We start from the raw sequence: 22,686 nt of genomic DNA on the forward strand, positions 1-22,686 counted from the left end.
ACTCTCACGCAATGGAGGCAGGCGGCATGGCCATCACCCTGGTGAACCCCAACGGATTGCCGGAGATCGACGCCTACCGGCAGATGTCGATCGCGACCGGGTCGAAGCCGGTCTTCATCGCCGGGCAGGTCGCCTGGGATGCCGACGGTGTCACGGTCGGCGAAGGTGACCTCGCCGCTCAGGTCGAGCAGTGCTACCTCAACATCGGCACCGCCCTGGCCGCGGTCGGCGGTTCCTTCGACGACGTGGCGAAACTGACCGTCCACGTCGTCGACTGGACCCCCGACAAGATGCCCCTGTTCCTGGAGGGGGTCACCCGGGCGGCCACGAAGCTGGGGGTCACCCCGGTACCGCCGGGCACGCTGCTGGGCGTGGCAGCACTGGACGTACCCGACCATCTGGTCGAGGTCGAAGCCACCGCGATCATCGACTGAACAGGTGTTCTTCGCCCTGAACTCGCCCTTGACCTCGGGCCTCGGACGGTGTGTCGAACCGGTTTGCCGACCTGGGCATGCGTCGGACGTTGAGGCAGCCTTCGTCTGTCATGTGCGCCGACCAAGGTGCACGTGACCACGACGAAGGCCGTGAGGGTGAATCTGCTGCCCGAAGCTGTTCGGGGGAAGCGTTCGCGGAAGCGTCACGCTCCCGTACGTGGTTCCGACCCGCCTCGCCGGGGTCCTGCGCAACCTCCGGATGGTGCGCCGGCGGGTGTGTCCGGTGAGGCAGGCTGCCGTCAGCCGGATCATTGCGATCTTGATGAGGTCCTCCGCGTGCGCGGTGCTGCGTTCGTACTCCCGACTCGGCCGTCGGCAGCCCCTTCCCGGCCGGCCAGTGCGTCACCCACTGACGTGGCTCCGGATGCGCTGGTCCCCAGGCCCACCAGCACCGTGGCGGCTCCCGCCACGAACAGCTTTGCCCTCATCGAAGCCCTCCCCCTGCCCCCCGCGTCGCCGTGCTCTCGAGCCGCAGTGGATCATGGCGCCCCGCCCGGGTCGAGCCTTCTTGAGGCAATTCAGACGTTGCCGCAGGTGAAGGTCTCCGTCGGGTGCCGCTGCGGTGCGTGCCGCCGACCGGATCGGCCAGTGAAAGCGGCACAAACCAGGCGTACGCTGATCAGAACGCCGTAATGCACCGCGAGTGGGTGATGGAGGCGGCGCATGACCAACCCGTACGGCTTCCTCAGGATCCCCCGCCGGCCCGTTCCGGCGCGTCCCGTCGAGGAACGGCTCGACGACTGGCACGAGGTGTACGCCGGGCAGGCCCTGCTTCCCCTCGTGTCGGAGCAGGCTGGGCGCTGCATGGACTGCGGCATACCGTTCTGCCACAGCGGGTGTCCGCTGGGGAATCTCATCCCGGAGTGGAACGTGTACGCCGCGCACGGCGACTGGCGGGCCGCCTCAGAGCGGCTGCACGCGACGAACAACTTCCCCGAGTTCACCGGGAGGCTGTGCCCGGCTCCGTGCGAGGACGCCTGTGTGCTGGCCATCAACGCCGATCCGGTGACGATCAAGAACGTCGAGCAGGCCATCGCCGACGAGGCCTGGGAGCGCGGCTACACGTCGCCGCAGCCGCCGGGACGGCTCAGCGGGAAGACCGTCGCCGTCATCGGCTCGGGGCCTGCGGGACTGGCAGCCGCGCAACAGCTGACCCGTGTCGGCCACACCGTCGCCGTCTACGAGCGTGCCGACCGCATCGGCGGGCTGCTGCGCTACGGGATCCCCGAGTTCAAGATGGAAAAGCAGTACCTGGACCGCCGCATCGAGCAGATGCGGGCGGAGGGCACGAAGTTCCGCACGGGTGTGGACGTCGGGGGCGAGCTCGACGCCGCCGAGGTCAGGAGACGTTACGACGCGGTCGTCGTCGCCGTCGGGGCCATGGAGCGGCGGGAGCTGCCCGTGCCGGGGCGGGAGCTGTCCGGGATCCATCAGGCCATGGACTACCTGCCCCTCGCGAACCGCGTCAGGGAGGGCGACTACGCCGCACCGCCCGTGACCGCCGAAGGCAAGCACGTGGTGATCATCGGAGGCGGCGACACCGCCTCGGACTGTCTGGGCACCGCACTGCGCCAAGGCGCGGCCTCCGTGGTGCAGCTGGACATCAACCCGGAGCCCGGTGACGACCGGCCGGACACCCAGCCCTGGCCCGTCACGCATCCGAAGGTCTACCGGATCTCCCATGCCCATGAGGAGGCCCGGGGACGGGAGGGGACGGATCCGAGGCTCTTCTCCTCCGCCACACTCCGCTTCGAAGGGGACGAGGCCGGACATGTGCGCGAGCTGCACCTGACGGAGGTGGAGCCCACGGCAAGGAAGCCCCGGCCGGGCACGGAGCAGGTGATCCCGGCAGAGCTGGTCCTGGTCGCGCTCGGCTTCTCCGGTCCCGAACGGGGCAGCGGTCTGATGGAGCAGCTCGGGCTCACGCTGAACGGCCGGGGGAACTTCGCGCGGGACGGGGCCTTCGCGGCCGAAGCGGCGCAAGCGGACGCGGCGGAGGCCGGCTGCTCGACGGAGGCGACGGATGCGGCACCTCAGGCTCGGCGGACGGGGCGCCCCCGGACGGACGGCGTGTTCATCGCGGGCGACGCGGGACGCGGCCAGTCCCTCGTGGTGTGGGCCATCGCGGAAGGCCGCGCCGCCGCGGCGGCCACGGACCGCTATCTGACCGGCTCCACCGCCCTCCCCGCCCCCATCACCCCGACGGACCGGCCCCTCGTGGCATGACGCCTCCGTCACCCGCGTCCGGTGTCGATCACACAGAAGCGGTTGCCGTCGGGATCGGCGAGCACGATGAAGTCGGCGTCGTCCGGACAGTGGTCCCAGTCGACACGCCCGGCGCCCAGGGACACCAGCCGCTCGATCTCGGCTGCCTGGTCGGCCGCGTCCCCCGCGTACAGATCCAGATGGACCCGCGGACGCTCCTGGACCGGCGTCTCGCTCAGGCCGAGCGACAGCCTGGGCCCGCTCCCTTCAGCAGGCACCAGCACCACCCAGTCGTCCTCCGCCACGTCGCGCGGCACGTACCCGAGGGCCTCCATCCAGAACGCGGCCGCTCGCGGCACGTCCGAGACACCCAGTACGACGGATCCGATGCGCAGCATGCCCCGATTCTGGCGGACTCGACGGACGCACGAGAGCGACCCACTCCCCCAACAGCAGCGCGACCGCTGCCCGATGCGGCACCGGCCGGCCCGCTCGTGTCCCCGTGGATCAGAGAGACATCCAGCAGTAGAGGCCGTGCCTCTGCGACCGCGCCGGTCGAGCGACGGCCGCGAGTCGTTCGAGGAAGTCGGCCAGCATCCCGGGGTCGGCCGAGCCGCCGAACTCCTCGGTCAGGGCCCAGGGCACGGCGACCTCGGCCAGCCGCTCGGCCGAGGCCTCGGCCAGAGCGTCACGGAGCTGGTCCGTCAGGGTGACGACCCAGGTGCTGTCGGCCTTGGGATCGCTGAGGAGACTGTGAAAACGAGGCTGGGCGGCCACCTCCTCGAAGCTCCTGTCGACGAGCAGCGCCTCGGCAGCCCCCACCAGCAGGTACGGGTCCATCCCGTTGGCGTCGAGGTGCCGGAAGCCGGCACCCCTCGGCCCCGCCTCGAAGGCCGTCAAGGCCGAGGCATCGTCCGGTGCGCTGAAGTACTGGTACAGGTTTCCCATCCCCGCATGGTCCCACCGGCTCGGGCCCGCACCGGCGCCGCCCTCAGGCGGCGCTCCGGGCGTCGGCGAGCTTGATCACGCGGGCGGTCGCGGTGGCCGTGGCAACGCGGGTGCCGTCGGTCGTGGTGACGTCGGCGGCGAGGTGTGCCAGGTCGCCGTCGCGATCGACGACACGGCCGTGTCCGAGGAGACGGCCGGGGCGGACCGGCCGCAGGAAGTTCACCTTGAACTCGAGCGTGGACTGGAACTGATCGGGCTCCATGAGCGGCTGTGCCGCCTCTGCCACGCCAACCGCGAGCACCACGGCCCGCTCGTGGCGGAACCGCGTGACGGACGCCCGCGTCCGTCCCGTCGTACGCAAGATCGTGAACGCCGACGGAGGACCGCGAAGATGACCGCAACAGCTCCCCGCTACCTCTACCTCGCGCGACACGGTGAGGCGTCACCGGACGAGAGCACACTGACGGCGAACGGCCGTCGGCAGGCCGTGCTCCTCGGTGAGCGGCTTCGTGACCATGGTGCGGCGGGCAGCCCTCTCACGGCGGTCCATCACGGTCCGCTCCCCAGGGCGGAACAGACCGCCCGGCTGATCTGCGAGCAACTCGACGGCGTTCCCCTGCTGTCGTCGGAGCAGGCCGGTGACTACGTCCCCTATCTGCCGCAGCGCGACGAGCTGCCGGCGGAGTCAGCCGACGGGGTGCTCGGTCGCCTGACCCAGTTCCCGGCCGAAGAGCGCGAACGTGGCCCGCAGTTGGCGCACGAGGCCCTCGCCCGGTTCACGGGCCCGGTCGACGGTGACGAGGCGCGCCACGAACTGGTCGTCACCCACAACTTCCTCATCGGCTGGCTCGTACGGGCCGCCCTCGACGCCCCGAAGTGGCGCTGGATGGGTCTCAACCACGGAAACGCCGCACTGACCGTCATCCGGTACGCGCCGGGCCGGCCGGCAGCCGTGCTCTTCTACAACGACATGGGCCACCTGCCCTCCGAACTCCGCTGGACGGGCTTCCCGCCCGAGCTCCGCCTCTGAAGGCCACGACCCACCGCTCGCCGGAACGTGCCGGAGTGGAGAGAGTGGGGATCGTGCGCCTCACACTCCTGCCGGCAACCGCCACCTGGCAGCACCGCGATGCCCGGTCGGGCTTAGAGGTCAGGTCGCGTTCTTCCACGCCCCGGACGTCGACGGCCGACTCGTCGAGGGCTACACGCCCGCGGTCGAGAGCGGGGAAGCCTTCGCCGTCGAGTACCGCATCCGGCTCGACGCCGCCGGGAGGACCCGGACCGCGCATGTCCGCGGCAGGTCGACGGCCGGGTGCCCGTACGACCCTGCTCGAAGCCGACGACGAGGGGCACTGGCTGGTCGACGGCGCGCGGACGCCTCGGCTCGACCGCTGCCTCGATGCGGATCTGGAGTCCCCGGCCATGACCAACGCGCTGCCCGTGCGCCGCACGGAGCTGCCCGTCGGCGCGCGGACGCCTCGGCTCGACGGCTGCCTCGATGCGGATCTGGAGTCCCCGGCCATGACCAACGCGCTGCCCGTGCGCCGCATGGAGCTGCCCGTCGGCGGGCGGGCGGAGGCGCCGGCGGCGTACGTGCGTGCGCTCGGGCTCGGCGTGGAGGGCTGGAGCAGACCTACGTGCGCCGGAGCGACGAGGGCTCGCACGAGTGCTACGACCACACGGCCCCTGCCTTCGCCTTCGGGTGCCGGCTGGTCTACGACGAGGCCGGGCTGCGGTCGACTACCCGGGGATCGCCGTCCGGGTCGGGTGACCTCCGGCGCCGGCGGCGTCGCGGTCGGTGACCGGACCGCCACTGCGGGATCCGGGATCCCTCGGCCCCGTACGGGCCCGAGGGCCCGGCGTGACCGGCCCCGATCGAGGTCGTGGCACCGGCGTCCCACCGGCTGGTCCGGGCGGCCGGTGAGTGGGACGCTGGAGGCTGAGGGTGCCGCCGAGGAGGCTCGGGAGGGCCGATGGGTCGAGATGTCCCGGCGCTGGTGTTCACCCGCGAAGACCGCCGCCGCTACCGGACCAAGGTGCAGCGGTGCCTCGACGCGTTCGCGCAGATGCTGCGGGACGAACGCTTCGAGTCCGATCGGCCGCAGGTCGGGCTCGAGATCGAGCTGAACCTCGTGGACGGGGCCGCGGAGCCGACGATGCGGAGCACCGAGGTGCTCGAGGCGATCGCGGATCCGGCCTGGGCGAGTGAGCTGGGACGGTTCAACCTCGAGATCAACGTACCTCCGCGGCAGCTGACGGCCGGCGGGCCTGACGCCTGGGAGAAGGAGATCAGGGACGCGCTCAACCACGCCGATGAGCGGGCGGCTGCGGTCGGGGCACACCTGGTCATGATCGGGATACTGCCGACGCTGCGGCAGCGGGATGTGGGCGAGACGGCGCTGTCGGAGAACCCGCGGTACCACCTCCTGAACGAGCAGGTGTTCGCCGCCAGGGGTGAGGATCTGCGGATCGCGGTGGACGGGGTCGACCGGCTGCGGACGTACGCGGACACCATCACGCCCGAGGCCGCTTGCACCAGCACGCAGTTCCATCTGCAGGTGGCGCCCGAGGAGTTCGCGGACTACTGGAACGCGGCGCAGGCGATCGCGGGCGTGCAGGTGGCGCTGGCGGCCAATTCTCCGTTCCTGTTCGGCAAGGAGCTGTGGCGTGAGACGCGGATCCCCCTGTTCGAGCAGGCCACCGACACCCGGCCCGAGGAGATCAAGGTGCAGGGCGTGCGTCCACGGGTGTGGTTCGGGGAACGGTGGATCACCAGCGTCTTCGACCTCTTCGAGGAGAACGTGCGCTACTTCCCCGCACTGCTGCCGCTGTGCGACGAGGAAGAACCGCTGAACACGCTGGACGGTGGCGACATCCCCCAGCTCGCCGAACTCACGCTGCACAACGGCACGGTCTACCGCTGGAACCGCCCGGTGTACGCGGTCGCCCACGGCAGGCCGCACCTGCGCATCGAGAACCGGGTCCTGCCCGCCGGCCCGACGGTGTCCGACGTGCTGGCGAACGGCGCCCTCTACTACGGGCTGACACGGGCCCTGGTCGAGGAGGACCGGCCGGTGTGGTCGCGGATGTCGTTCTCGGTCGCGGAGGACAACCTCCACGCAGCGGCGCGGCACGGCATCGACGCGCGCCTGTACTGGCCCGGGATGGGCGAGGTGCCGGTGGCCGAGCTCGTCCTGCGGCGGCTGCTGCCGCTGGCGCACCGGGGTCTTGAGCTGTCCGGCATGGACGCGGCCTGGCGGGAGCCGCTGCTGGGCGTCATCGAGCAGCGGTGCGTGACCTGCCGCAACGGTGCGGTGTGGCAGGCGGAGATGTTCCATCACATCGCCGACACGGCCCATGTCGACAACCATGAGGCGCTGCGGCGGATGACGCGGCAGTACATCGACTACATGCATCTCAACGCCCCGGCACACACATGGCCCGTCGACTGACCGCCGACATCGGCCCGGCGACGGCCTGCCGGTCAGCGGCCGACACGATGAGGCGATGCGTGATCAGCCGCGGACCGAGGCCTCACGTGTGACCGACGAGCGGGCGTCGCCGGCCGGATTCCCTGACCATCGGCGTCGGACGCTCGCCATGAAGTGTCGCGCGGGACGACCTGCTCCGTACGCGCCGCGCCGGCGCCGGTCACTCGTACGGCGAGCGCGGAGCCGGCTCAGCCCGGGAACAGGGTCGTGCCCATCCAGATCACTGCGAGCCAGCCGCCGACGACGACCATGGCCATGACGAGTCCGGCCACGATGGCCCCCGTCGGCAGGGTTTCGGGAGCCGCGGGGGCCTCGGGCTCGACCGGGCAGCATTTCGAGCAATGCGGGTCACTCATGGGCAGAGGATGCAGAGCCCTTGCGGGTGCCGGGAACGCCCTTACCGGACAACCTGGGAAGAGCCACGACGTCGCCCGTCCGGTGGCATACGATCATGGCCCGGCGGTCCGTCCGCGTGCCGCCGCCCAGCGCCGATGGAGGTCAACCATGTCCAGGACATCCGGCGGCCGGCGTGGCCGACGCATCCGTACCTTCACCACGGCCGGCGCCGCGGTGGCCGGGCTGCTGCTCGCGGTGGGCTGCTCGTCCGGTGACGACGGGCCCGGGGAGGCGGCGGGAGGGGTGCCCGTCGTGGAGAAGGGCAAGCTCACCACCTGCACACATCTGCCGTATCCACCGTTCCAGTTCGAGCAGGACGGCAAGGTCGTCGGGTTCGACGTGGCGCTGATCGATCTGGTGGCCAAGAATCTTCAGGTCGAGCAGAAGATCCTCGACACGCCGTTCGAGAACTTCAAGACCGGTGCGTTCCTGAACTCCGGCGAGTGCGACCTCGCCGCCGCAGGCATGACGATCACCGATGAGCGCAAGAAGAACGTCGACTTCTCCGTCCCGTACTTCGATGCCACGCAGGCGCTGCTCGCGACCAAGAAGAGCGGTGTGACCTCGCTCGCCGACGTCAAGGCGAAGAACGCGAAGCTCGGCGCGCAGGCGGAGACGACCGGCGAGAGCTACGCGAAGTCCCAGGGTTTCGACCCGGTGGCGTTCGAGAGCTCGGATGCCGTGCTGAACGGACTGCGGACCGGTCAGGTCGATGCCGTCGTGATCGACTACCCCGTGGTGCAGGGCTGGCTGAAGGACAAGGCCAACGCCGATCCGTTCGCCCTCGTCGAGAACATCGAGACGGGTGAGCAGTACGGCTTCTCCGTGAAGAAGGGGAACGCGAAGCTGCTGGCCGCGATCGACAAGGCGATCACGGACGCCAAGGCGGACGGCACCTACAACAAGCTGTACGAGCAGTGGATCGGTCCGCTGCCCCAGGGCCGGTCGTGACCTCTCGGCTGACCAGGCGTCAGCGCCGCCGCGTCTCGCAGGGCATCCAGTACGCGGTCTTCGTCGCCGTGGTGGTCACGGTCGCCGTGCTGGCCGACTGGGACCGGCTGCAGAACCAGTTCGCGCAGAAGGATCTCGCGATCCAGATGTTCCCGGAGATCATCACGATCGCCCTGCGCAACACGGTGATCTACACGGTCTCCGGGTTCCTCTTCGGCCTGGTGCTCGGGCTGGTCGTCGCTCTGATGCGACTGTCGTCGGTGGCGCCCTACCGGTGGGTCGCGAGTGTCTACATCGAGCTCTTCCGCGGTCTGCCCGCCCTGCTGATCCTCATTTTCGTGGGTGTGGCGGTGCCGCTGGCGTTCCCGGGGACGGAGATTCCCGGCGGGGTGTACGGGAAGGTGGCGCTCGGTCTCGGCCTGGTGGCCGCCGCGTACATGGCGGAGACGATCAGGGCCGGGATCCAGGCCGTGCCGAAGGGGCAGATGGAGGCGGCGCGCTCGCTGGGCTTCTCGCATGCGCGCGCCATGGTGTCGGTGATCATTCCGCAGGCGTTCCGGATCGTCATTCCGCCGCTGACCAACGAACTGGTGCTGCTTTTCAAGGACTCGTCGCTGGTGCTGTTCCTCGGCGTCACGCTGAACGAGCGGGAACTGACCAAGTTCGGCCGGGACCTGGCCAGTCAGACCGCGAACTCCACGCCGATCCTGGTCGCCGGGCTGTGCTACCTGCTGGTGACGGTTCCGCTGAGTTTCGTCGTACGTCGGCTGGAAGCCCGCACGGAGAAGGCGAGGTGAGGGCGTGACGGCGCGGAGCGCGGAGGCGGTGGGAGACGTGGGTGACGCCGGCGGTCCGGAGATCCGGATCCGGGGCCTGCACAAGTCGTTCGGCGACAACGAGGTGCTGCGCGGCATCGACCTGGACATCGCCCGGGGCGAGGTGGTGTGTGTCATCGGGCCGTCCGGCTCGGGCAAGTCGACGCTGCTGCGGTGCGTGAATCTGCTGGAGGAGCCCTCCAAGGGCCAGGTGTTCGTGGGCGGTACGGAGGTCACCGATCTCGACGTCGACATCGATGCCGTGCGACGCCGGATCGGCATGGTCTTCCAGCAGTTCAACCTCTTCCCGCATGTGACGGTGACCGAGAACCTCACGTTGCCGCAGCGGCGCGTCCTGAAGCGGGACAAGGCGCGGGCGGCGGCGGTGGCCCGGGAGAACCTGGAGCGGGTCGGGCTGGCCGACAAGGCCGCCGCGTATCCGGCGCAGTTGTCGGGCGGGCAGCAGCAGCGCGTCGCCATCGCGCGGGCGCTGGTGATGGATCCCGAGGTGATGCTGTTCGACGAGCCGACCTCGGCGCTCGACCCGGAGCTGGTCGGGGACGTGCTGGCCGTGATGCGGGTGCTGGCCGCGGAGGGCATGACGATGATGGTCGTCACCCATGAGATGAGTTTCGCCCGGGAGGTCGCCGACCGGGTGGTGTTCATGGACGGCGGGGTGATCGTCGAAGAGGGGCCGGCAGAGCAGGTGGTGGGCGATCCGCAGCACGAGCGGACGCGGAACTTCCTCACGCGGATCCTCGACCCGGCGGCCGCGGAGGAGCCGGGCGCGGGTTCCGGTGAGGGCGAGGGCCTGGGGAAGTAGGGCCGGAGTCAGGGGGAAGTGGGGCCCGGGCCTGGAGAAGTAGGGACTGGGGACTGGGGCAGCCCTGAGCAGGGCTCAGGCCTCGCTCCGGGCCGGTGACTCGGGGTGCAGCGGCCCCTCTCGCCTGTTGTCCCGGCTGCCCCTGCTGCCCCGGCGTCCCCGGATCCAGGCGAGGAGCACGACGGAGGCCACCGCGGCGAATGCGCACCAGGTGGAGATGAACTCCAGCTGCCACAGCATCGCGCACAGGGCGGCGCCGCCCGCGACGACGGCGCCGAGCACCCGCAGGACGCGGTCGGATGCCAGGAGGAGCGAGCCGACCGTGGCCAGGAGGTAGCCCGCCACGAGGACGGGCGGGGACGGCAGGCCGATGACGTAGCCCAGGGTGTGGCCGCGGACTTCGGCCGTGACGGGGCGGGTGGCCAGGCAGTACGCGAGGACGCAGGCAGTGGCGAGTCCCGCGGCGAGCGGGGCCGTCTGCCGGAGCCGGGCCCCGGCCGGCGCGGCGAGGAGTACGCCGACGGGCACCCAGAGCGGTAGTAGCGGCAGGGCGATGACGGCCCAGGCGAGGGTGGCGGGTCCGGTACCGCCGCCGGAGTTCCAGACCGCGGACTCGATGATCTGGTGGGCGCCCAGGAGCAAGGGCAGGGCCGCGAGCGGCAGATCGTGCGGGCGGCGCACGTGCGCCACGCAGGCCACGCCGACCGCGGTGATGGCGGTGCCCGCCACGAGGTCGGCCGTCGCGCTCCAGCACATGGCGCCATCCAGGGTCAGGGAGGGAGAACGAGCGGTATTTTGCTGGTTTTCGGCAACCGTTCGGCAACCATAGGGTTTCTTCCGTTGTCTACCTGAGTGACACCACTGTCCCCATATCAGAAGGAATGGGGGGACGCCATGCTCAACCGTCCACGGCTCGCGGCTCTTGCCGCGGGTGTTCTTCTCACCGCCGGGATCGGCGCGACGGTTCCGGCTTCAGCGGCTCCGCCGCAGTCCGCTCCGCCGAAGTCCGCCGCCCCGGCCATCGCTCTCGTCACGAACGCCCGCTGGGGCGGGCACGGGTCCTTCGACCGGATCGTCATCGATGTCCGCGGCACGCTGCCGCCGGTCACCGTGACGCCGGTGAAGGTACTGCGGTACGACGGCTCGGGGCAGAAGGTCCCGCTCGCCGGGAAGTACTTCCTGGAGATCAAGCTCTCTCCCGCCGCCGCCCACGACGACGCCGGCAGGTCCGTCTACAAGGGGCCACGCCTGATCAAGGTCTGGCTGCCCACGCTCAAGGGGCTGGCCCTGACGGGCGACTACGAGGCCGCGGTCACGTTCGGAGCGGCCTTCGACACCAAGCCGGCCTACAAGATCCTGCGGCTGCATGCGCCGGAGCGGATCGTGGTCGATGTCCGGCCCAGCGCGGTGGGGTGCGGCGTCTGACGGCCGACGCCTGAGGCCCGGACCCGTGGGCCGTGTCCGTGCCCGGCACCGAGGAGGCCCGTCTGCGGGGTCGCAGCCGCTCGTCGAGAGTGTTGCGACCCCGCACGGCTGTCACTGGGCGAACACCGCGTCCAGCCGCGTGCGCCAGGCGGCCTCGGTCGTGTCGGCGTCGGCGCCGGGGGCGAAGTCGTGGACGCTGACACCGACCGGGGCGCCGAAGTGGTTGCGGCCGAAGAGCCGGTACATCGCGTCGTCGGTGCGCAGGCCGACGAAGTACCGGTTGCGGTAGTCGACGACCGCGTCGACCGCGCCGGCGCCGGGCAGGTCGACCCGTACGGTGGCCCCTTCCGCCGCGTCGTCCGGCACGCCGAGGGCGCGGCTCACGGCGTCGAGCGCGTCGGGGGCGATGGACGCGGCGGGGGCGTCGGCGGACGCGAACACGGCGGGGCGGCCGGTGAAGTGCGTGAGGTACTGGCGCAGGGTGTGCAGATAGAAGTCGGTGTGCTTGGTGGCGCCGTCGTACTGGTTGTCCCAGTCCTCGACGAGGATCCCGCTGTGCACGTAGCGCACCCGGCAGCCGCCGCCCTCGCGGGGCTCGATGACGTGGTCGAGCTGGTTGAAGGTCTGCTGGGAGATGCCTTCGACGTTCTCCGTACGGCCGGTCAGGCGGTGCGGCGGGTCCCAGGCGGTGACGGTGCCGCCGTAGGGGGCTGCGCCGCCTTCCTTCGGCTCGTACTCGAGGGGCCAGAGCCAGCCGCCGGTGCCGGTCGTGATGGCATCCCAGACCTGCTCGGGGCTTGCGTCGACCTCGAACTCGCGGACGATCTCGAATTCCTTGGACATGGTGGTGACTCCTTGGGCGTGCCCGGGCGCGCGGGCGGGGTTCGGGACTTGGGGGGCTTACGGCGTCTCGGGGGTCTCCGGGGCCTGCGGGATCGCCTGGGCCTCGGAGGCTTGCGGGACGGGCTTGACGGTGGGGTGGAGCGCGACGACGACGCGGTGCTCGCGGCCGCCTTCCGCGTCCTCGTCGTGGTACTTGGCGATGAGCGCGCTGACGCCGCGCGTCAGCTCCTCCACGAACGCGGCGCGGTCGGCGGCGGACGCGAAGCGCACCTCGCCGTCGAGTGCGTACGTCGCGAGGCCCTTGCGGGCCTTCGCGGCGCCGGTGATCAGGGCGCCGACATCGCGCACGAGGCGCGCGGCGACGGCGAGCAGCCAGCGTGCCGAGAGCTGGTCGCGGAAGCGGCCGGGGTCGGGCTGCACGGCGGCCAGCGCCAGTGGGGAGATCACGTACGAGGCGGCGGTGGCCCGCATGAGCCGCTCGGTGACATTGCCCTTGCGGCGCTCGCCGGCCAGCTCGACCAGGCCGTGCCGCTCCAAGGCCTTCAGGTGGTAGTTCACCTTCTGCCGGGGCAGCCCGACGCGGGCGGCCAGCATGGCCGCCGACGCGGGTCCTGCGGCCAGCTCGGCGAGCAGCCGGGCCCGCATCGGGTCCAGTGACACCGCTGCCGCCGACGGGTCCTCGATCACGGTCACGTCCAACATGGCTCCACCCTCTCACCGACAATTATTTTTGTCCAGACCCATTTGATTGTCGGTGCGGCGTGCGGTCCTGGCGTGCGCCGCCCGGCAGTCGGGAAGAGGGGATCGGGCACCGTTCGGGCGACGGGTCACACCAATCGGGCAGCGCATTGCCTGCCGCACCGTGCGGACAGCGGAGTCACCTGGGAATACGCCTGCTACTAAACGGGCACGAACGGGCACAGCACGTGCAGCGAAGAGCCTGGTCCGACCGGTGAGCTGCTTGTACAAACGACGCATGGGCCCGAACGGGCGCAGAGCAGCATCGTCAGTGAGCAGCAAGGAAGTGTGCCGTGGACACCGAGCAGCGTCGCCGGGGCATTCTCGAGACCGCCCGTAAGGAAGGGGCGGTCGAGGTCAACGGGCTGGCAGGCCGCTTCCGGGTGGCGAAGGAGACCATCCGCCGGGATCTGCACGCGCTCGAGGAACACGGTCTGGTCCGGCGCACGCACGGTGGGGCGTACCCGGTGGAGAGCGCCGGGTACGAGACCACGCTGGCGTTCCGGACGACGCGGCACGTGCCGCAGAAGGCACGGATCGCGGCCGCGGCCGCCGAGTTGGTGGGTGACGCGGAGACGGTCTTCGTCGACGAGGGCTTCACACCGCAGCTGGTGGCCGAGGCGCTGCCGCGCGACCGCCCGCTGACGGTGGTGACCGCCTCTCTCTCGGTGGCGTCAGGGCTGGCCGGCACCGACCAGACGTCGGTCCTGCTGCTCGGCGGCCGGGTGCGCGGCGGCACGATGGCGACCGTGGACCACTGGGCCACGCGCATGCTGGCGGGCTTCGTCATCGATCTCGCCTTCGTGGGCGCGAACGGCATCTCCCGGGAGTACGGCCTGACGACGCCCGACCCCGCGGTCGGTGAGGTGAAGGCGCAGGCGATGCGCAGCGCCCGGAGACGGGTGTTCCTCGGGATCCATACCAAGTTCGGGGCGGTCAGCTTCTGCAGGTTCGCCGACGTCGGCGACTTCGAGGCGATCATCACCGACACCGGGCTGCCCGCGGCGGAGGCGCAACGCTACTCGCTGCTCGGCCCGCAGGTCATCCGCGTCTGAGCCACTCGTTCCCACGGTCCGCTCCCCCGACGGACCCGACCGACGGCCGTACGGGCCACACGGCCGTTCCGACGCACGACCGGCATGCCCGCGGCATGCCCGAATCCGATCCGAATCCTGTCCGGCTCCTGTCCGAATCAAGGAGAGACTCATGCCTTCGAAACGACGACCATCAGGGATACCCGCGCGGCTCGGCGCGGTCGCGACCGCCGCAGCGCTCCTCGCGGGGTGCGCCGGCGCCGGAGGCGGCGGCAGCGCGTCGGAGGGCGGTGACACCCTCAACGTGCTGATGGTGAACAACCCGCCGATGGTGCAGCTGCAGAAGCTGACGGCGCATCACTTCACGAAGAAGACCGGTATCCAGGTCAACTTCACCGTCCTGCCCGAGAACGACGTCCGCGACAAGATCAGCCAGGACTTCTCCAACCAGGCAGGCCAGTACGACATCGCCACCATCAGCAACTACGAGGTGCCGATCTACTCCAAGAACGGCTGGCTGCACGCCCTGGACTCGTACGTTGCCGAGGACAAGGCCTTCGACCAGGCCGACATCCTGGGGCCTCTCTCGGATTCGCTCAAGGGCGCCGACGGCAAGCTCTACGCCGAGCCGTTCTACGGCGAGTCGTCGTTCCTGATGTACCGCAAGGACGTGTTCGCCGCGAAGGGCATGACGATGCCCACGAAGCCGACCTGGCAGCAGGTCGCGGACCTCGCGGCGAAGGCCGACGGCGCCGAGCAGGGCATGAAGGGCATCTGCCTGCGCGGGCTGCCGGGCTGGGGCGAGGTCATGGCCCCGCTGACGACCGTCGTCAACACCATGGGCGGCACCTGGTTCACCAAGGACTGGAAGGCCCAGTTGAACTCTCCCGAGTTCACCAAGGCCACCGAGTTCTACGTCAAGCTCGTGCGCGAGCACGGCGAGGCAGGCGCGGCACAGGCCGGGTACGCCGAGTGCCTGAACAACATGACGCAGGGCAAGACGGCCATGTGGTACGACGCCACGGCCGGCGCCGGATCGCTGGAGGCCAAGGGCTCCCCGGTCAAGGGGAAGATCGGGTACGTACCCGCACCGGTGGACAGGACCGAGAGCTCGGGCTGGCTCTACACCTGGGCCTTCGGCATGCAGAAGGCGTCGAAGAAGGCCGACAGCGCATGGAGGTTCATCTCCTGGGCGTCCGGCAAGGAGTACGAGGAGCTGGTCGGCGAGCAGGTCGGCTGGGCGGATGTGCCGGCCGGTAAGCGGGCCTCGACGTACGCCAACCCGGAGTACAAGAAGGAGGCCGCGGCCTTCGCCGAGGTCACCCGGGAGGCGATAGGCGCCGCCGATCCCGTGAACCCCGGCGTGCAGCCGCGCCCGGCCCCCGGTATCCAGTTCGTCGGCATCCCCGAGTTCACCGATCTCGGGACCAGGGTGTCGCAGCAGATCAGCGCGGCGATCGCCGGCCGCACATCGGTGCCCGACGCGCTGGCCGCCTCGCAGAAGCTGGCCGAGAAGGTCGCCGAGGAGTACCGGTGACCACGTCCGTCGGGACGGCGCCCCTGACGCCGTCCGCCCGCTCAGCGGTCCCCGTACGTCCGCGAGGTGGCCCGCGCGCCTGGGCCACCCGCGCCCCGCTGCTGCCTGCGCTGGTCTTCCTCGTCACGGTCACACAGCTGCCGTTCGTGGCCACCTTGGTGATCTCGCTGTTCGACTGGAACTCGCTCGATCCGGACGCGCGCCGCTTCACCGGGCTCTCCAACTACACGTCCGTGGCCACCGATGCCGCGCTGCGGGAGTCCGTGCTGACGACGGCGCTGCTCACCGCGACCGTCGTGATCGTGAGTGTGCTGCTCGGGCTGGCGCTGGCGCTGCTGCTGGACCGCGCGTTCTTCGGCCGCGGATTCGTCCGTACGCTGCTGATCACACCGTTCCTGCTGGTGCCGGTCTCGGCCGCGCTGCTGTGGAAGCACGTGCTGTACAACCCGGAGTACGGGCTGCTGAACGGCGGATGGGCGTGGTTCGCGGGGCTCTTCGGCGACACGGAGCCCGCACAGCCCGACTGGATCTCGGACATGCCGCTCGTCGCGGTCGAGGCGGCGCTGGTGTGGCAGTGGACGCCGTTCATGATGCTCATCCTGCTCGCCGGGCTGCAGAGCCGGCCCGGCGAAGTGATCGAGGCGGCGCGGCTGGACGGCGCGAGCGCCTGGCAGATCTTCCGCTATCTGACGCTGCCGCATCTGCGGCGGTATCTCGAACTCGGTGTGCTGCTCGGCTCGATCTACATCGTGCAGCACTTCGATGCGGTGTTCACGATCACCTCCGGGGGTCTCGGCACCGCCAACCTCCCGTACACGATCTACCAGACCTTCTATCAGGCTCACGAGTACGGACTGGCGTCCGCGGCCGGCGTGGTCGTCGTGATCGGCACGATGGTGCTGGCGACGTTCGCACTGCGGGTGGTCTCGTCCCTCTTCCGTGAGGAGGTGAACCGCGCATGACCACCACTGTTGTTGCGACGGCACGGACTTCCGACCCGATCGCGCTGCGCGCGCGGCGGCGGTCCGCCGCACTCGGGGCGCTGGCCTGGGTGGCAGGCATCGGGTTCTGTCTGCCGGCCGGGTGGATGCTGCTCACGTCGTTCCACTCCGAGGAGGACGCGGCGACCAATCCGCCCTCCCTCGGCGCCGCGTTGACCCTGGACGGTTACCGGGAGTTCTTCGGCGCGGGCGGGGCGGCCGGACCGTGGCCGCCGCTCATCAACTCGGCCACGGCGTCGGTGGTCTCCACGCTGCTGGTCCTGGTGCTGGCGCTGCCGGCGGCGTACGCGCTGTCGATCCGGCGGGTGCCCAAGTGGACGAACGTGATGTTCTTCTTCCTGTCCACGAAGATGCTGCCGGTCGTCGCCGGACTGCTGCCCCTCTATCTCTTCGCGAAGAACGCGGGGCTGCTGGACAACATCTGGCTGCTCATCCTGCTCTACACGTCCATGAACCTGCCGATCGCGGTGTGGATGATGCAGTCGTTCCTCGCGGACGTCCCGGTGTCGATCATCGAGGCGGCGCAGGTGGACGGGGCGCGGCTGCCGACCGTGCTGGCCCGGGTGGTGGCGCCGGTGGCCGGTCCGGGCATCGCCGCGACCGCACTGATCTGCTTCATCTTCAGCTGGAACGAGCTGCTGTTCGCACGGGTGCTCACCGGCGTCGTCGCACAGACCGCGCCCGTGTTCCTGACCGGATTCGTCACCAGTCAGGGGCTGTTCCTGGCGCAGCTGTGCGCCGCCTCCGTCGTTGTGTCACTGCCGGTGCTGGCCGCCGGTTACGCCGCCCAGGACAAGCTCGTCCAGGGCCTCTCCCTTGGAGCTGTCAAATGAGGGCCGCGATCGTCGAAGCCCCCGGCAAGGTGTCCGTCACGTCCGTACCCGATCCGGCGCCCGGGCCTCGGGAGGTGGTGGTGAAGGTGGCGGCGTGCGGGCTGTGCGGCACCGATCTGCACATCCTGCAGGGCGAGTTCGCGCCGACGCTGCCGCTCGTACCGGGCCACGAGTTCGCCGGGACGGTCGTGGCGGCCGGCAAGGACGTGAGGGAGCTCGCGGTGGGCGACCAGGTGGCCGTCGACCCGTCCCTGCCCTGTCACGAGTGCCGCTACTGCCGTGCCGGGCGCGGCAACCTGTGTGACCGGTGGGCGGCGATCGGGGTCACGGTGCCCGGCGGCGCCGCCGAGTTCGCGCTCGCGCCGGTGGCGAACTGCGTACGGCTGCCCGAGCACATCGACGTACGGGACGCGGCGCTGATCGAGCCGCTGTCGTGCGCGGTCCGCGGGTACGACGTGCTCAGCGGCACGCTCGGCGCACGTGTGCTGATCTACGGATCCGGGACGATGGGCCTGATGATGCTGGAGCTCGCCAAGCGCACCGGGGCCGCCGGGGTCGACGTCCTGGACATCAACGCGGAGCGGCTCGCCACGGCGAAGCTGCTGGGCTGCTCGGGGGCGGCCGCGTCGGCCGATGCCCTGGAACGGGCGGGCGAGGGCTGGGACGTGGTGATCGACGCGACGGGGAACGCCGGTGCCATCCAGGACGGGCTCGGACGCGTCGCGAAGGGCGGGACTTTCCTCCAGTTCGGGGTGAGCGACTACGCCACGACGGCGGTGATCGAGCCGTACCGCATCTACAACCAGGAGATCACCATCACCGGTTCGATGGCGGTGCTGCACAGCTACGAGCGGGCCGCCGCGCTCTTCGCCTCGGGAGTGCTCGATCCGCGGGTGTTCATCAGCGACCGGCTGCCGCTGGAGCAGTATCCGCAGGCGATCGAACGGTTCCGGGCCGGCGAGGGGCGCAAGATCGTGGTGGAGCCGTGAGCGGGGACCGCGCCGCGGGTCAGGACGCGGTCCTGGTGCTGGGTGAGGCGCTGATCGATCTCGTACCGGTGACGCGGTCCGCCCAGGACGCGCCCGCGGGTGAGCCGGAGCTGTGGCGCGCGCAGCCCGGAGGCGCTCCGGCGAACGTAGCCGTGGATCTGGCGCGTCTGGGCACGCCCGCGGCGTTCGCGGGCGGTCTGGGCGGGGACGGTTTCGCGCGGACGGTGGACGACTGGCTGCGTTCCGCGGGAGTCGACACCGGGCTGTGCGCCCGCTCGTCGCTGCCCACGGCGCTGGCCGTCGCCGATCCGGGGCCGCAGGGCAACAGCTACCACTTCCATCTGCGGGACACCGCCACCTTCTCGCTGCCGGCTGTGACGAAGGCCGAGGTGTCGCGCTTCGGGGCCGTCTACGCGGGCGGTCTGGCCGCTGTCGTACAGCCGGCGGCGGGTACGGTCGCGCAGGCGGCCCGCGCGGCAGCGGAGCACGGGCTGCTGGTCGTGGACCCGAATGTGCGCGGGGAGGACGCCGAAGCCCGCAGGCTCCTCGCGGAACTGTGCGCGTCGGCGCATGTGGTGAAGGCGAGCGACGAGGACCTGGCGCGGCTGTGGCCCGGGACCGGTCCGGAGGTGTCGGCGCGCAGACTGGCGGACGAAGGACGGCTCGTCGTCGTGACGCGCGGCGCGCGGGGCAGTACGGCCTTCGTGCCGTCGGGCGAGGTGGCGTCCGTGCCGGCCGTGCCCGTCGACGTGGTGAACACGATCGGTGCCGGGGACGCCTTCATGGCCGGGATCCTCGCCTGGCTGGGCGCCGCCGGCCTGCTGAGGCGCGGTGCCCCGGCCGGGATCGGCGTGGACCTGGCCGGACAGATGCTCGCGGCCGCGGCCGAGGTGGCCGCGGCGGTGTGCGCGCGGAGCGACGGATGCGTGCCCCCGTACACGCACCCGCCGCTCGGTCTGCCGTTCCGTGTCCCCCGGGACGAGGGGTACGGGCCTAGTACCAGGGCGTGTTGACGAGCTCGTGCCCGTCGCAGACCAGTACGGCACGGGAGACCTTGCCGCTCAGATTGTTGGCGATCTTGGTGTAGGCGTAGTTGATGCCGGGGTCGACGGTCTCGGAGGCCCAGCCGTCGACACGCGCCACGCTGCCGTTGGAACGCTGGGCGACAGCGGCGCAGTTGGTGCGCGCGTTCTCGATCCGGGCGAAGGAGCCGCACTTGCCCGAGTAGAAGTACTTGAGGGTGATGCCCTCGAATGACCTCTGGAACTTCAGCGAGAACGTTCCGGCGCAGGCGCTGATGGTCGGGTACGAGCCCTCGTAGGCGTAGGCGCCGTAGTTGCCGCCCTGGAAGGGCGCGGCGTGGGCGGTGAAGGGACTGACGGCGACTGCCAGTGCCGCTCCGGCGGTGGCCAGGACGGTCTTCAGGGCACGACGCTGCATGGATCCTCTTTTCGGTGAGTCCGGTGGTCCGGTGAGTCCGGTGGTCCGGCGAGCCCGGTGGGGGGTTGGACGGCCGGGTGGTGGCTGATCGGGTGCGGTGCGTCAGCAGGTCGCGTGGGCCGGCAGGCCGCCGCGCTCGTCGCCCTTGAGATGGACGGCGCTGACGTAGCCCTCGGCCAGGCGCACCCAGATGTTGTTGCTGTAGCCGTTGTCGGTGATCGTCTGCCCTCGGGTCCAGCAGGAGGCGCCGCGCGGCTGGCCTGCGGCGACGTGGCCGGTGATGGTGTAGGTGGTCGCCGGGCCGGAGCGGACGTTGACGTGCTCGTACGGCGTGACGCCGTACGGGAGCCCCAGCGCCGCCGCCTGGGCGGAGCCGGCTCCCGTCATGAGCAGGCCCGCCGTGAGCGCGCCGGCTGCGGCCGTGGTCAGGGCCGTGGTCCTCTTCCCCGTCATGTTCAGGTCCTTCCGTAAGTGAACGGATTCGAGCATCGCCAGCGGGAAGGACCGCTCGCAACCATTTCGAAGGTGGTCGAAAGCTCGCGTCGCCCATCGTGCAGAGTGGTCGTGCACATGCCGCGTGGCGCGGTTGAATGCCCACGGACGTACGGCAGTTGACACTTCGGGAGGCATGGGGATGACCACAGGAGCCACGGTTCCCGGACGGGACGCGACCGAGCCGGGGCCGCCCACTGTCGTGCCCGGGCCGCGGCAGCTGCCGGGGCTGGGCAATCTGCCGGCGTTCGCCCGCGATCCGCTTGGGTTCTTCGAGCGCCTCCGCGGCTGCGGCGACGTCGTGGAGTGGCGGCTCGGCCCCCAGCGCGCGCTGTTCGTCTCGCGGCCCGAGCACATCGGCGAACTGCTGACCGGCGTCGAGACCGTCTTCCGCCATCCGGAGCTCGGATGGGCGTTCAAGCTGGTGCTCGGGGACGGCGTGGTGACGTCGGAGGGCCCTGCGTGGCGGCGCAAGCGGGCGCTCGTCCAGCCCGCCGTGCGGCCGCGGCAAGTGCGGTCGTACGCGCGGACCATGGCGGAGTGCGCCGATGCGCTGGCGCGGACGTGGCAGCCGGGACAGGACATCGACGTACGGCGGGAGATGCTGGCGCTCACCCAGCGGATCGCCGTGCGGACGCTGTTCGGGGCCGACACCGCGGGGCGCGAGGAGGTGATCGGGTCGGCCATGGACGTGGCGCAGCGGGCCATCGGCGACGAGTTCCGGGGCGTTACGCTCTTCCTTCCGTCGTGGGTGCCCACACCCGGCCGCCGCAGGCTGCGCAGGGCCGTCGAGGTGATCGACGCCGAGGTGGGACGGGTGACCGGCGAGCGGCGGCGCAGTGGCGAGGAGCGGGACGATCTGCTGAGCCGGCTGCTGGCGGCGCGGGACGAGGAGGGGCTGCCGCTGTCCGACAAGGAGGTCCGCGACGAGGCGGTGACCCTGTACATCGGCGGGCACGAGACGACGGGCACGACCCTCACATGGGCCTGGTACCTGCTGTCGCGGAACCCGCATGCCCGTGCACGGCTGGGCGAGGAGCTGGAGTCGGTTCTCGGGGGCCGTACACCGGACTTCGACGACCTGCGGCTGCTTCCCTACACCGAGCAGGTGGTGAAGGAGACTCTCCGGCTGTTCCCTCCGGTGTGGCTGATGACGGGGATCGCGAAGGAGGGATCGACGCTGGGCGGTTTTCCGGTTCCCGAGGGGACGGTGGTGTGGTCCAGCCAGTGGAGCGCCCACCGCGATCCGCGCTGGTTCCCCGACCCCGAGGCGTTCCGGCCGGAGCGGTGGGATGCGGGCGCGCAGCCGGCGGCGCCGGACCACGCCTGGTTCCCGTTCGGCGGCGGCGCGCGGGCCTGCCTGGGCGCGCGGTTCGCGATGGTGGAGGCGGTGCTGGTGCTGGCGACGCTGGCGCAGCGCTTCCATGTGGACGCGGGACCCGGCGAGGTGCCTCCGAGGACGGGGCTGACCCTGCAGCCCGGTGCTCCGGTGCGCGCCACTCTCCGGGCCGCGGGGCTCCGTGAAGCTACGGTGGCGCCATGACGGAACGCGACGCAGGGCAGGCTGCCGGGCAGGGTCCGGACGCGGTGGAGATCAGCCCCTCGGGCTGGGTGGCCAAGCAGGCCCAGCTGTACGAGGAGTCGGGCGGTACGAAGGGGACGACGATACAGGGTGCCCCCTGCCTGCTGCTCGACTACAAGGGACGGCGGTCGGGCACCTGGCGCCGTACCGTCCTCATCTACGGCCGCGACGGCGACGACTACCTGATCGTGGGCTCGAACGGGGGCTCGGACCGGCACCCGTTGTGGTACCTGAATCTGCGCGACGAGCCGGATGTGTGGCTCCGCGTCGGTGCCGAACGGTTCGCGGCGCGCGCGCAGACGCTGTCCCCGGGGGAGAAGGAACGGGTCTGGCCGCACCTCGTGGAGCTCTTCGCCCCGTACGCCGGCTACCAGCAGGGCACGCAGCGGGACATCCCGGTGGTGCGGCTGACGCGTACCGGGAAGTAGCCCGTTTCCCCGGAACTGTCGCTGTTCCTCCGGGCAAACGGCCCGCGCGGATGCGTGACGCGCGGGCACGCCGACTCGTTGGAATGCCGCTGGTCCGGTTCGCCGGGAGCCGTTGACATATGTCAGAAGCACCACCGTATCGAGTGTTGCCAAATCCCTTACGCGCCCTGGCTCCCTGTGCAACAGTCGTAACCGGTCCTCATCTCAGACCCTGGCCGTGA

Annotated in this window: 25 protein-coding genes and 1 pseudogene; 17 read left to right on the forward strand and 9 right to left on the reverse strand. The window is 70.7% G+C overall.

The features are described from left to right. Positions 1-26: 26 nt before the first annotated feature. Entirely contained in the window at positions 27-434 is a 408-nt protein-coding gene (locus ACWCP0_RS19445) for a RidA family protein (protein WP_451080028.1), read from the forward strand. A 723-nt stretch (positions 435-1,157) separates the two neighbouring features. Next, positions 1,158-2,720, forward strand: coding sequence for a glutamate synthase subunit beta (locus ACWCP0_RS19450; RefSeq protein ID WP_451080029.1), 1,563 nt, complete (start codon positions 1,158-1,160; stop codon positions 2,718-2,720). 8 nt (positions 2,721-2,728) lie between these two features. Here ACWCP0_RS19450 and ACWCP0_RS19455 read toward each other — a convergent pair whose 3' ends face one another. From ACWCP0_RS19455 to ACWCP0_RS19465, 3 genes are all read right to left on the reverse strand, one after another. Further along, complete coding sequence (locus ACWCP0_RS19455) at positions 2,729-3,097, reverse strand: VOC family protein (protein ID WP_451080030.1); 369 nt, start codon at positions 3,095-3,097, stop codon at positions 2,729-2,731. 109 nt (positions 3,098-3,206) lie between these two features. Continuing rightward, positions 3,207-3,647 (reverse strand): hypothetical protein, encoded by a 441-nt coding sequence (locus ACWCP0_RS19460; protein WP_451080031.1) that lies wholly within the window; start codon positions 3,645-3,647, stop codon positions 3,207-3,209. Between the two features lie 43 nt (positions 3,648-3,690). Continuing rightward, the gene (locus ACWCP0_RS19465; protein ID WP_451080032.1) at positions 3,691-3,951 is read right to left on the reverse strand and encodes a hotdog domain-containing protein; all 261 of its coding nucleotides are present in this window, start codon (positions 3,949-3,951) and stop codon (positions 3,691-3,693) included. Positions 3,952-4,038: 87 nt separating this feature from the next. Between ACWCP0_RS19465 and ACWCP0_RS19470 the strand changes: the two genes are divergently transcribed. The 3 genes and pseudogenes from ACWCP0_RS19470 to ACWCP0_RS19480 all read left to right on the forward strand — a co-directional run bounded on the left by ACWCP0_RS19470 (position 4,039) and on the right by ACWCP0_RS19480 (position 7,099). Next, entirely contained in the window at positions 4,039-4,677 is a 639-nt protein-coding gene (locus ACWCP0_RS19470) for a histidine phosphatase family protein (RefSeq protein ID WP_451080033.1), read from the forward strand. A gap of 257 nt (positions 4,678-4,934) precedes the next feature. Next, positions 4,935-5,207: pseudogene (locus ACWCP0_RS19475) on the forward strand (putative glycolipid-binding domain-containing protein); the annotation flags it as partial. A gap of 413 nt (positions 5,208-5,620) precedes the next feature. Further along, positions 5,621-7,099 carry a glutamate-cysteine ligase family protein gene (locus ACWCP0_RS19480; RefSeq protein ID WP_451080034.1) on the forward strand — a complete coding sequence of 493 codons (1,479 nt, stop codon included), beginning with the start codon at positions 5,621-5,623 and terminating at the stop codon, positions 7,097-7,099. Positions 7,100-7,326: 227 nt separating this feature from the next. Here ACWCP0_RS19480 and ACWCP0_RS19485 read toward each other — a convergent pair whose 3' ends face one another. Further along, entirely contained in the window at positions 7,327-7,494 is a 168-nt protein-coding gene (locus ACWCP0_RS19485) for a hypothetical protein (RefSeq protein WP_451080035.1), read from the reverse strand. Between the two features lie 148 nt (positions 7,495-7,642). On the opposite strand from ACWCP0_RS19485, the gene ACWCP0_RS19490 reads away from it, so the two are divergent. The 3 genes from ACWCP0_RS19490 to ACWCP0_RS19500 are packed head-to-tail and all read left to right on the forward strand — an operon-like array spanning position 7,643 to position 10,123. Then, positions 7,643-8,485, forward strand: a complete 843-nt coding sequence (locus ACWCP0_RS19490) for a transporter substrate-binding domain-containing protein (protein ID WP_451080036.1) — start codon at positions 7,643-7,645, stop codon at positions 8,483-8,485. Then, positions 8,482-9,282 (forward strand): amino acid ABC transporter permease, encoded by an 801-nt coding sequence (locus ACWCP0_RS19495; protein WP_451080037.1) that lies wholly within the window; start codon positions 8,482-8,484, stop codon positions 9,280-9,282. Before ACWCP0_RS19490 ends, ACWCP0_RS19495 begins: the two co-directional genes overlap by 4 nt. Positions 9,283-9,286: 4 nt before the next feature. Continuing rightward, positions 9,287-10,123 carry an amino acid ABC transporter ATP-binding protein gene (locus ACWCP0_RS19500; RefSeq protein ID WP_451080038.1) on the forward strand — a complete coding sequence of 279 codons (837 nt, stop codon included), beginning with the start codon at positions 9,287-9,289 and terminating at the stop codon, positions 10,121-10,123. Between the two features lie 75 nt (positions 10,124-10,198). On the opposite strand, the gene ACWCP0_RS19505 is transcribed toward ACWCP0_RS19500, so the two are convergent. Next, positions 10,199-10,879: a DUF6629 family protein gene (locus ACWCP0_RS19505; protein ID WP_451080039.1), complete on the reverse strand. Its 681-nt coding sequence runs from the start codon at positions 10,877-10,879 to the stop codon at positions 10,199-10,201. A 138-nt stretch (positions 10,880-11,017) separates the two neighbouring features. Here ACWCP0_RS19505 and ACWCP0_RS19510 point away from each other — a divergent pair, with 138 nt between their 5' ends. Beyond that, positions 11,018-11,548 (forward strand): AMIN-like domain-containing (lipo)protein, encoded by a 531-nt coding sequence (locus ACWCP0_RS19510; protein ID WP_451080040.1) that lies wholly within the window; start codon positions 11,018-11,020, stop codon positions 11,546-11,548. A 111-nt stretch (positions 11,549-11,659) separates the two neighbouring features. Here ACWCP0_RS19510 and ACWCP0_RS19515 read toward each other — a convergent pair whose 3' ends face one another. Continuing rightward, a complete protein-coding gene (locus ACWCP0_RS19515; RefSeq protein WP_451080041.1) occupies positions 11,660-12,391 on the reverse strand; it encodes an SRPBCC family protein in 732 nt (243 codons plus the stop codon). Positions 12,392-12,448: 57 nt separating this feature from the next. Continuing rightward, complete coding sequence (locus ACWCP0_RS19520; protein WP_451080042.1) at positions 12,449-13,093, reverse strand: ArsR/SmtB family transcription factor; 645 nt, start codon at positions 13,091-13,093, stop codon at positions 12,449-12,451. 329 nt (positions 13,094-13,422) lie between these two features. Between ACWCP0_RS19520 and ACWCP0_RS19525 the strand changes: the two genes are divergently transcribed. From ACWCP0_RS19525 to ACWCP0_RS19550, 6 genes are all read left to right on the forward strand, one after another. Then, positions 13,423-14,184, forward strand: coding sequence for a DeoR/GlpR family DNA-binding transcription regulator (locus tag ACWCP0_RS19525; RefSeq protein ID WP_451080043.1), 762 nt, complete (start codon positions 13,423-13,425; stop codon positions 14,182-14,184). 151 nt (positions 14,185-14,335) lie between these two features. Continuing rightward, a complete protein-coding gene (locus ACWCP0_RS19530) occupies positions 14,336-15,700 on the forward strand; it encodes an ABC transporter substrate-binding protein (RefSeq protein WP_451080044.1) in 1,365 nt (454 codons plus the stop codon). Between the two features lie 23 nt (positions 15,701-15,723). Continuing rightward, positions 15,724-16,662, forward strand: coding sequence for a carbohydrate ABC transporter permease (locus ACWCP0_RS19535; protein ID WP_451080146.1), 939 nt, complete (start codon positions 15,724-15,726; stop codon positions 16,660-16,662). After that, positions 16,659-17,534 carry a carbohydrate ABC transporter permease gene (locus ACWCP0_RS19540; protein ID WP_451080045.1) on the forward strand — a complete coding sequence of 292 codons (876 nt, stop codon included), beginning with the start codon at positions 16,659-16,661 and terminating at the stop codon, positions 17,532-17,534. The genes ACWCP0_RS19535 and ACWCP0_RS19540 overlap by 4 nt, the downstream gene beginning before the upstream one ends. After that, the gene (locus ACWCP0_RS19545; RefSeq protein WP_451080046.1) at positions 17,531-18,523 is read left to right on the forward strand and encodes a zinc-dependent alcohol dehydrogenase family protein; all 993 of its coding nucleotides are present in this window, start codon (positions 17,531-17,533) and stop codon (positions 18,521-18,523) included. Before ACWCP0_RS19540 ends, ACWCP0_RS19545 begins: the two co-directional genes overlap by 4 nt. Further along, complete coding sequence (locus ACWCP0_RS19550) at positions 18,520-19,536, forward strand: PfkB family carbohydrate kinase (RefSeq protein WP_451080047.1); 1,017 nt, start codon at positions 18,520-18,522, stop codon at positions 19,534-19,536. Before ACWCP0_RS19545 ends, ACWCP0_RS19550 begins: the two co-directional genes overlap by 4 nt. Here ACWCP0_RS19550 and ACWCP0_RS19555 read toward each other — a convergent pair. Together ACWCP0_RS19555 and ACWCP0_RS19560 are read right to left on the reverse strand one after the other, a co-directional pair. Continuing rightward, the gene (locus tag ACWCP0_RS19555) at positions 19,517-19,963 is read right to left on the reverse strand and encodes a hypothetical protein (protein ID WP_451080048.1); all 447 of its coding nucleotides are present in this window, start codon (positions 19,961-19,963) and stop codon (positions 19,517-19,519) included. The genes ACWCP0_RS19550 and ACWCP0_RS19555 overlap by 20 nt on opposite strands. 102 nt (positions 19,964-20,065) lie before the next feature. Continuing rightward, complete coding sequence (locus ACWCP0_RS19560) at positions 20,066-20,416, reverse strand: SH3 domain-containing protein (RefSeq protein ID WP_451080049.1); 351 nt, start codon at positions 20,414-20,416, stop codon at positions 20,066-20,068. A 175-nt stretch (positions 20,417-20,591) separates the two neighbouring features. Between ACWCP0_RS19560 and ACWCP0_RS19565 the strand changes: the two genes are divergently transcribed. Next, complete coding sequence (locus ACWCP0_RS19565; RefSeq protein ID WP_451080050.1) at positions 20,592-21,998, forward strand: cytochrome P450; 1,407 nt, start codon at positions 20,592-20,594, stop codon at positions 21,996-21,998. Then, on the forward strand, positions 21,995-22,465 hold the full coding sequence (locus ACWCP0_RS19570; protein ID WP_451080051.1) for a nitroreductase family deazaflavin-dependent oxidoreductase: 471 nt from the start codon (positions 21,995-21,997) through the stop codon (positions 22,463-22,465). Before ACWCP0_RS19565 ends, ACWCP0_RS19570 begins: the two co-directional genes overlap by 4 nt. Positions 22,466-22,686: the final 221 nt, after the last annotated feature.

The sequence above is a fragment of the Streptomyces sp. NPDC001970 genome (assembly GCF_053594115.1).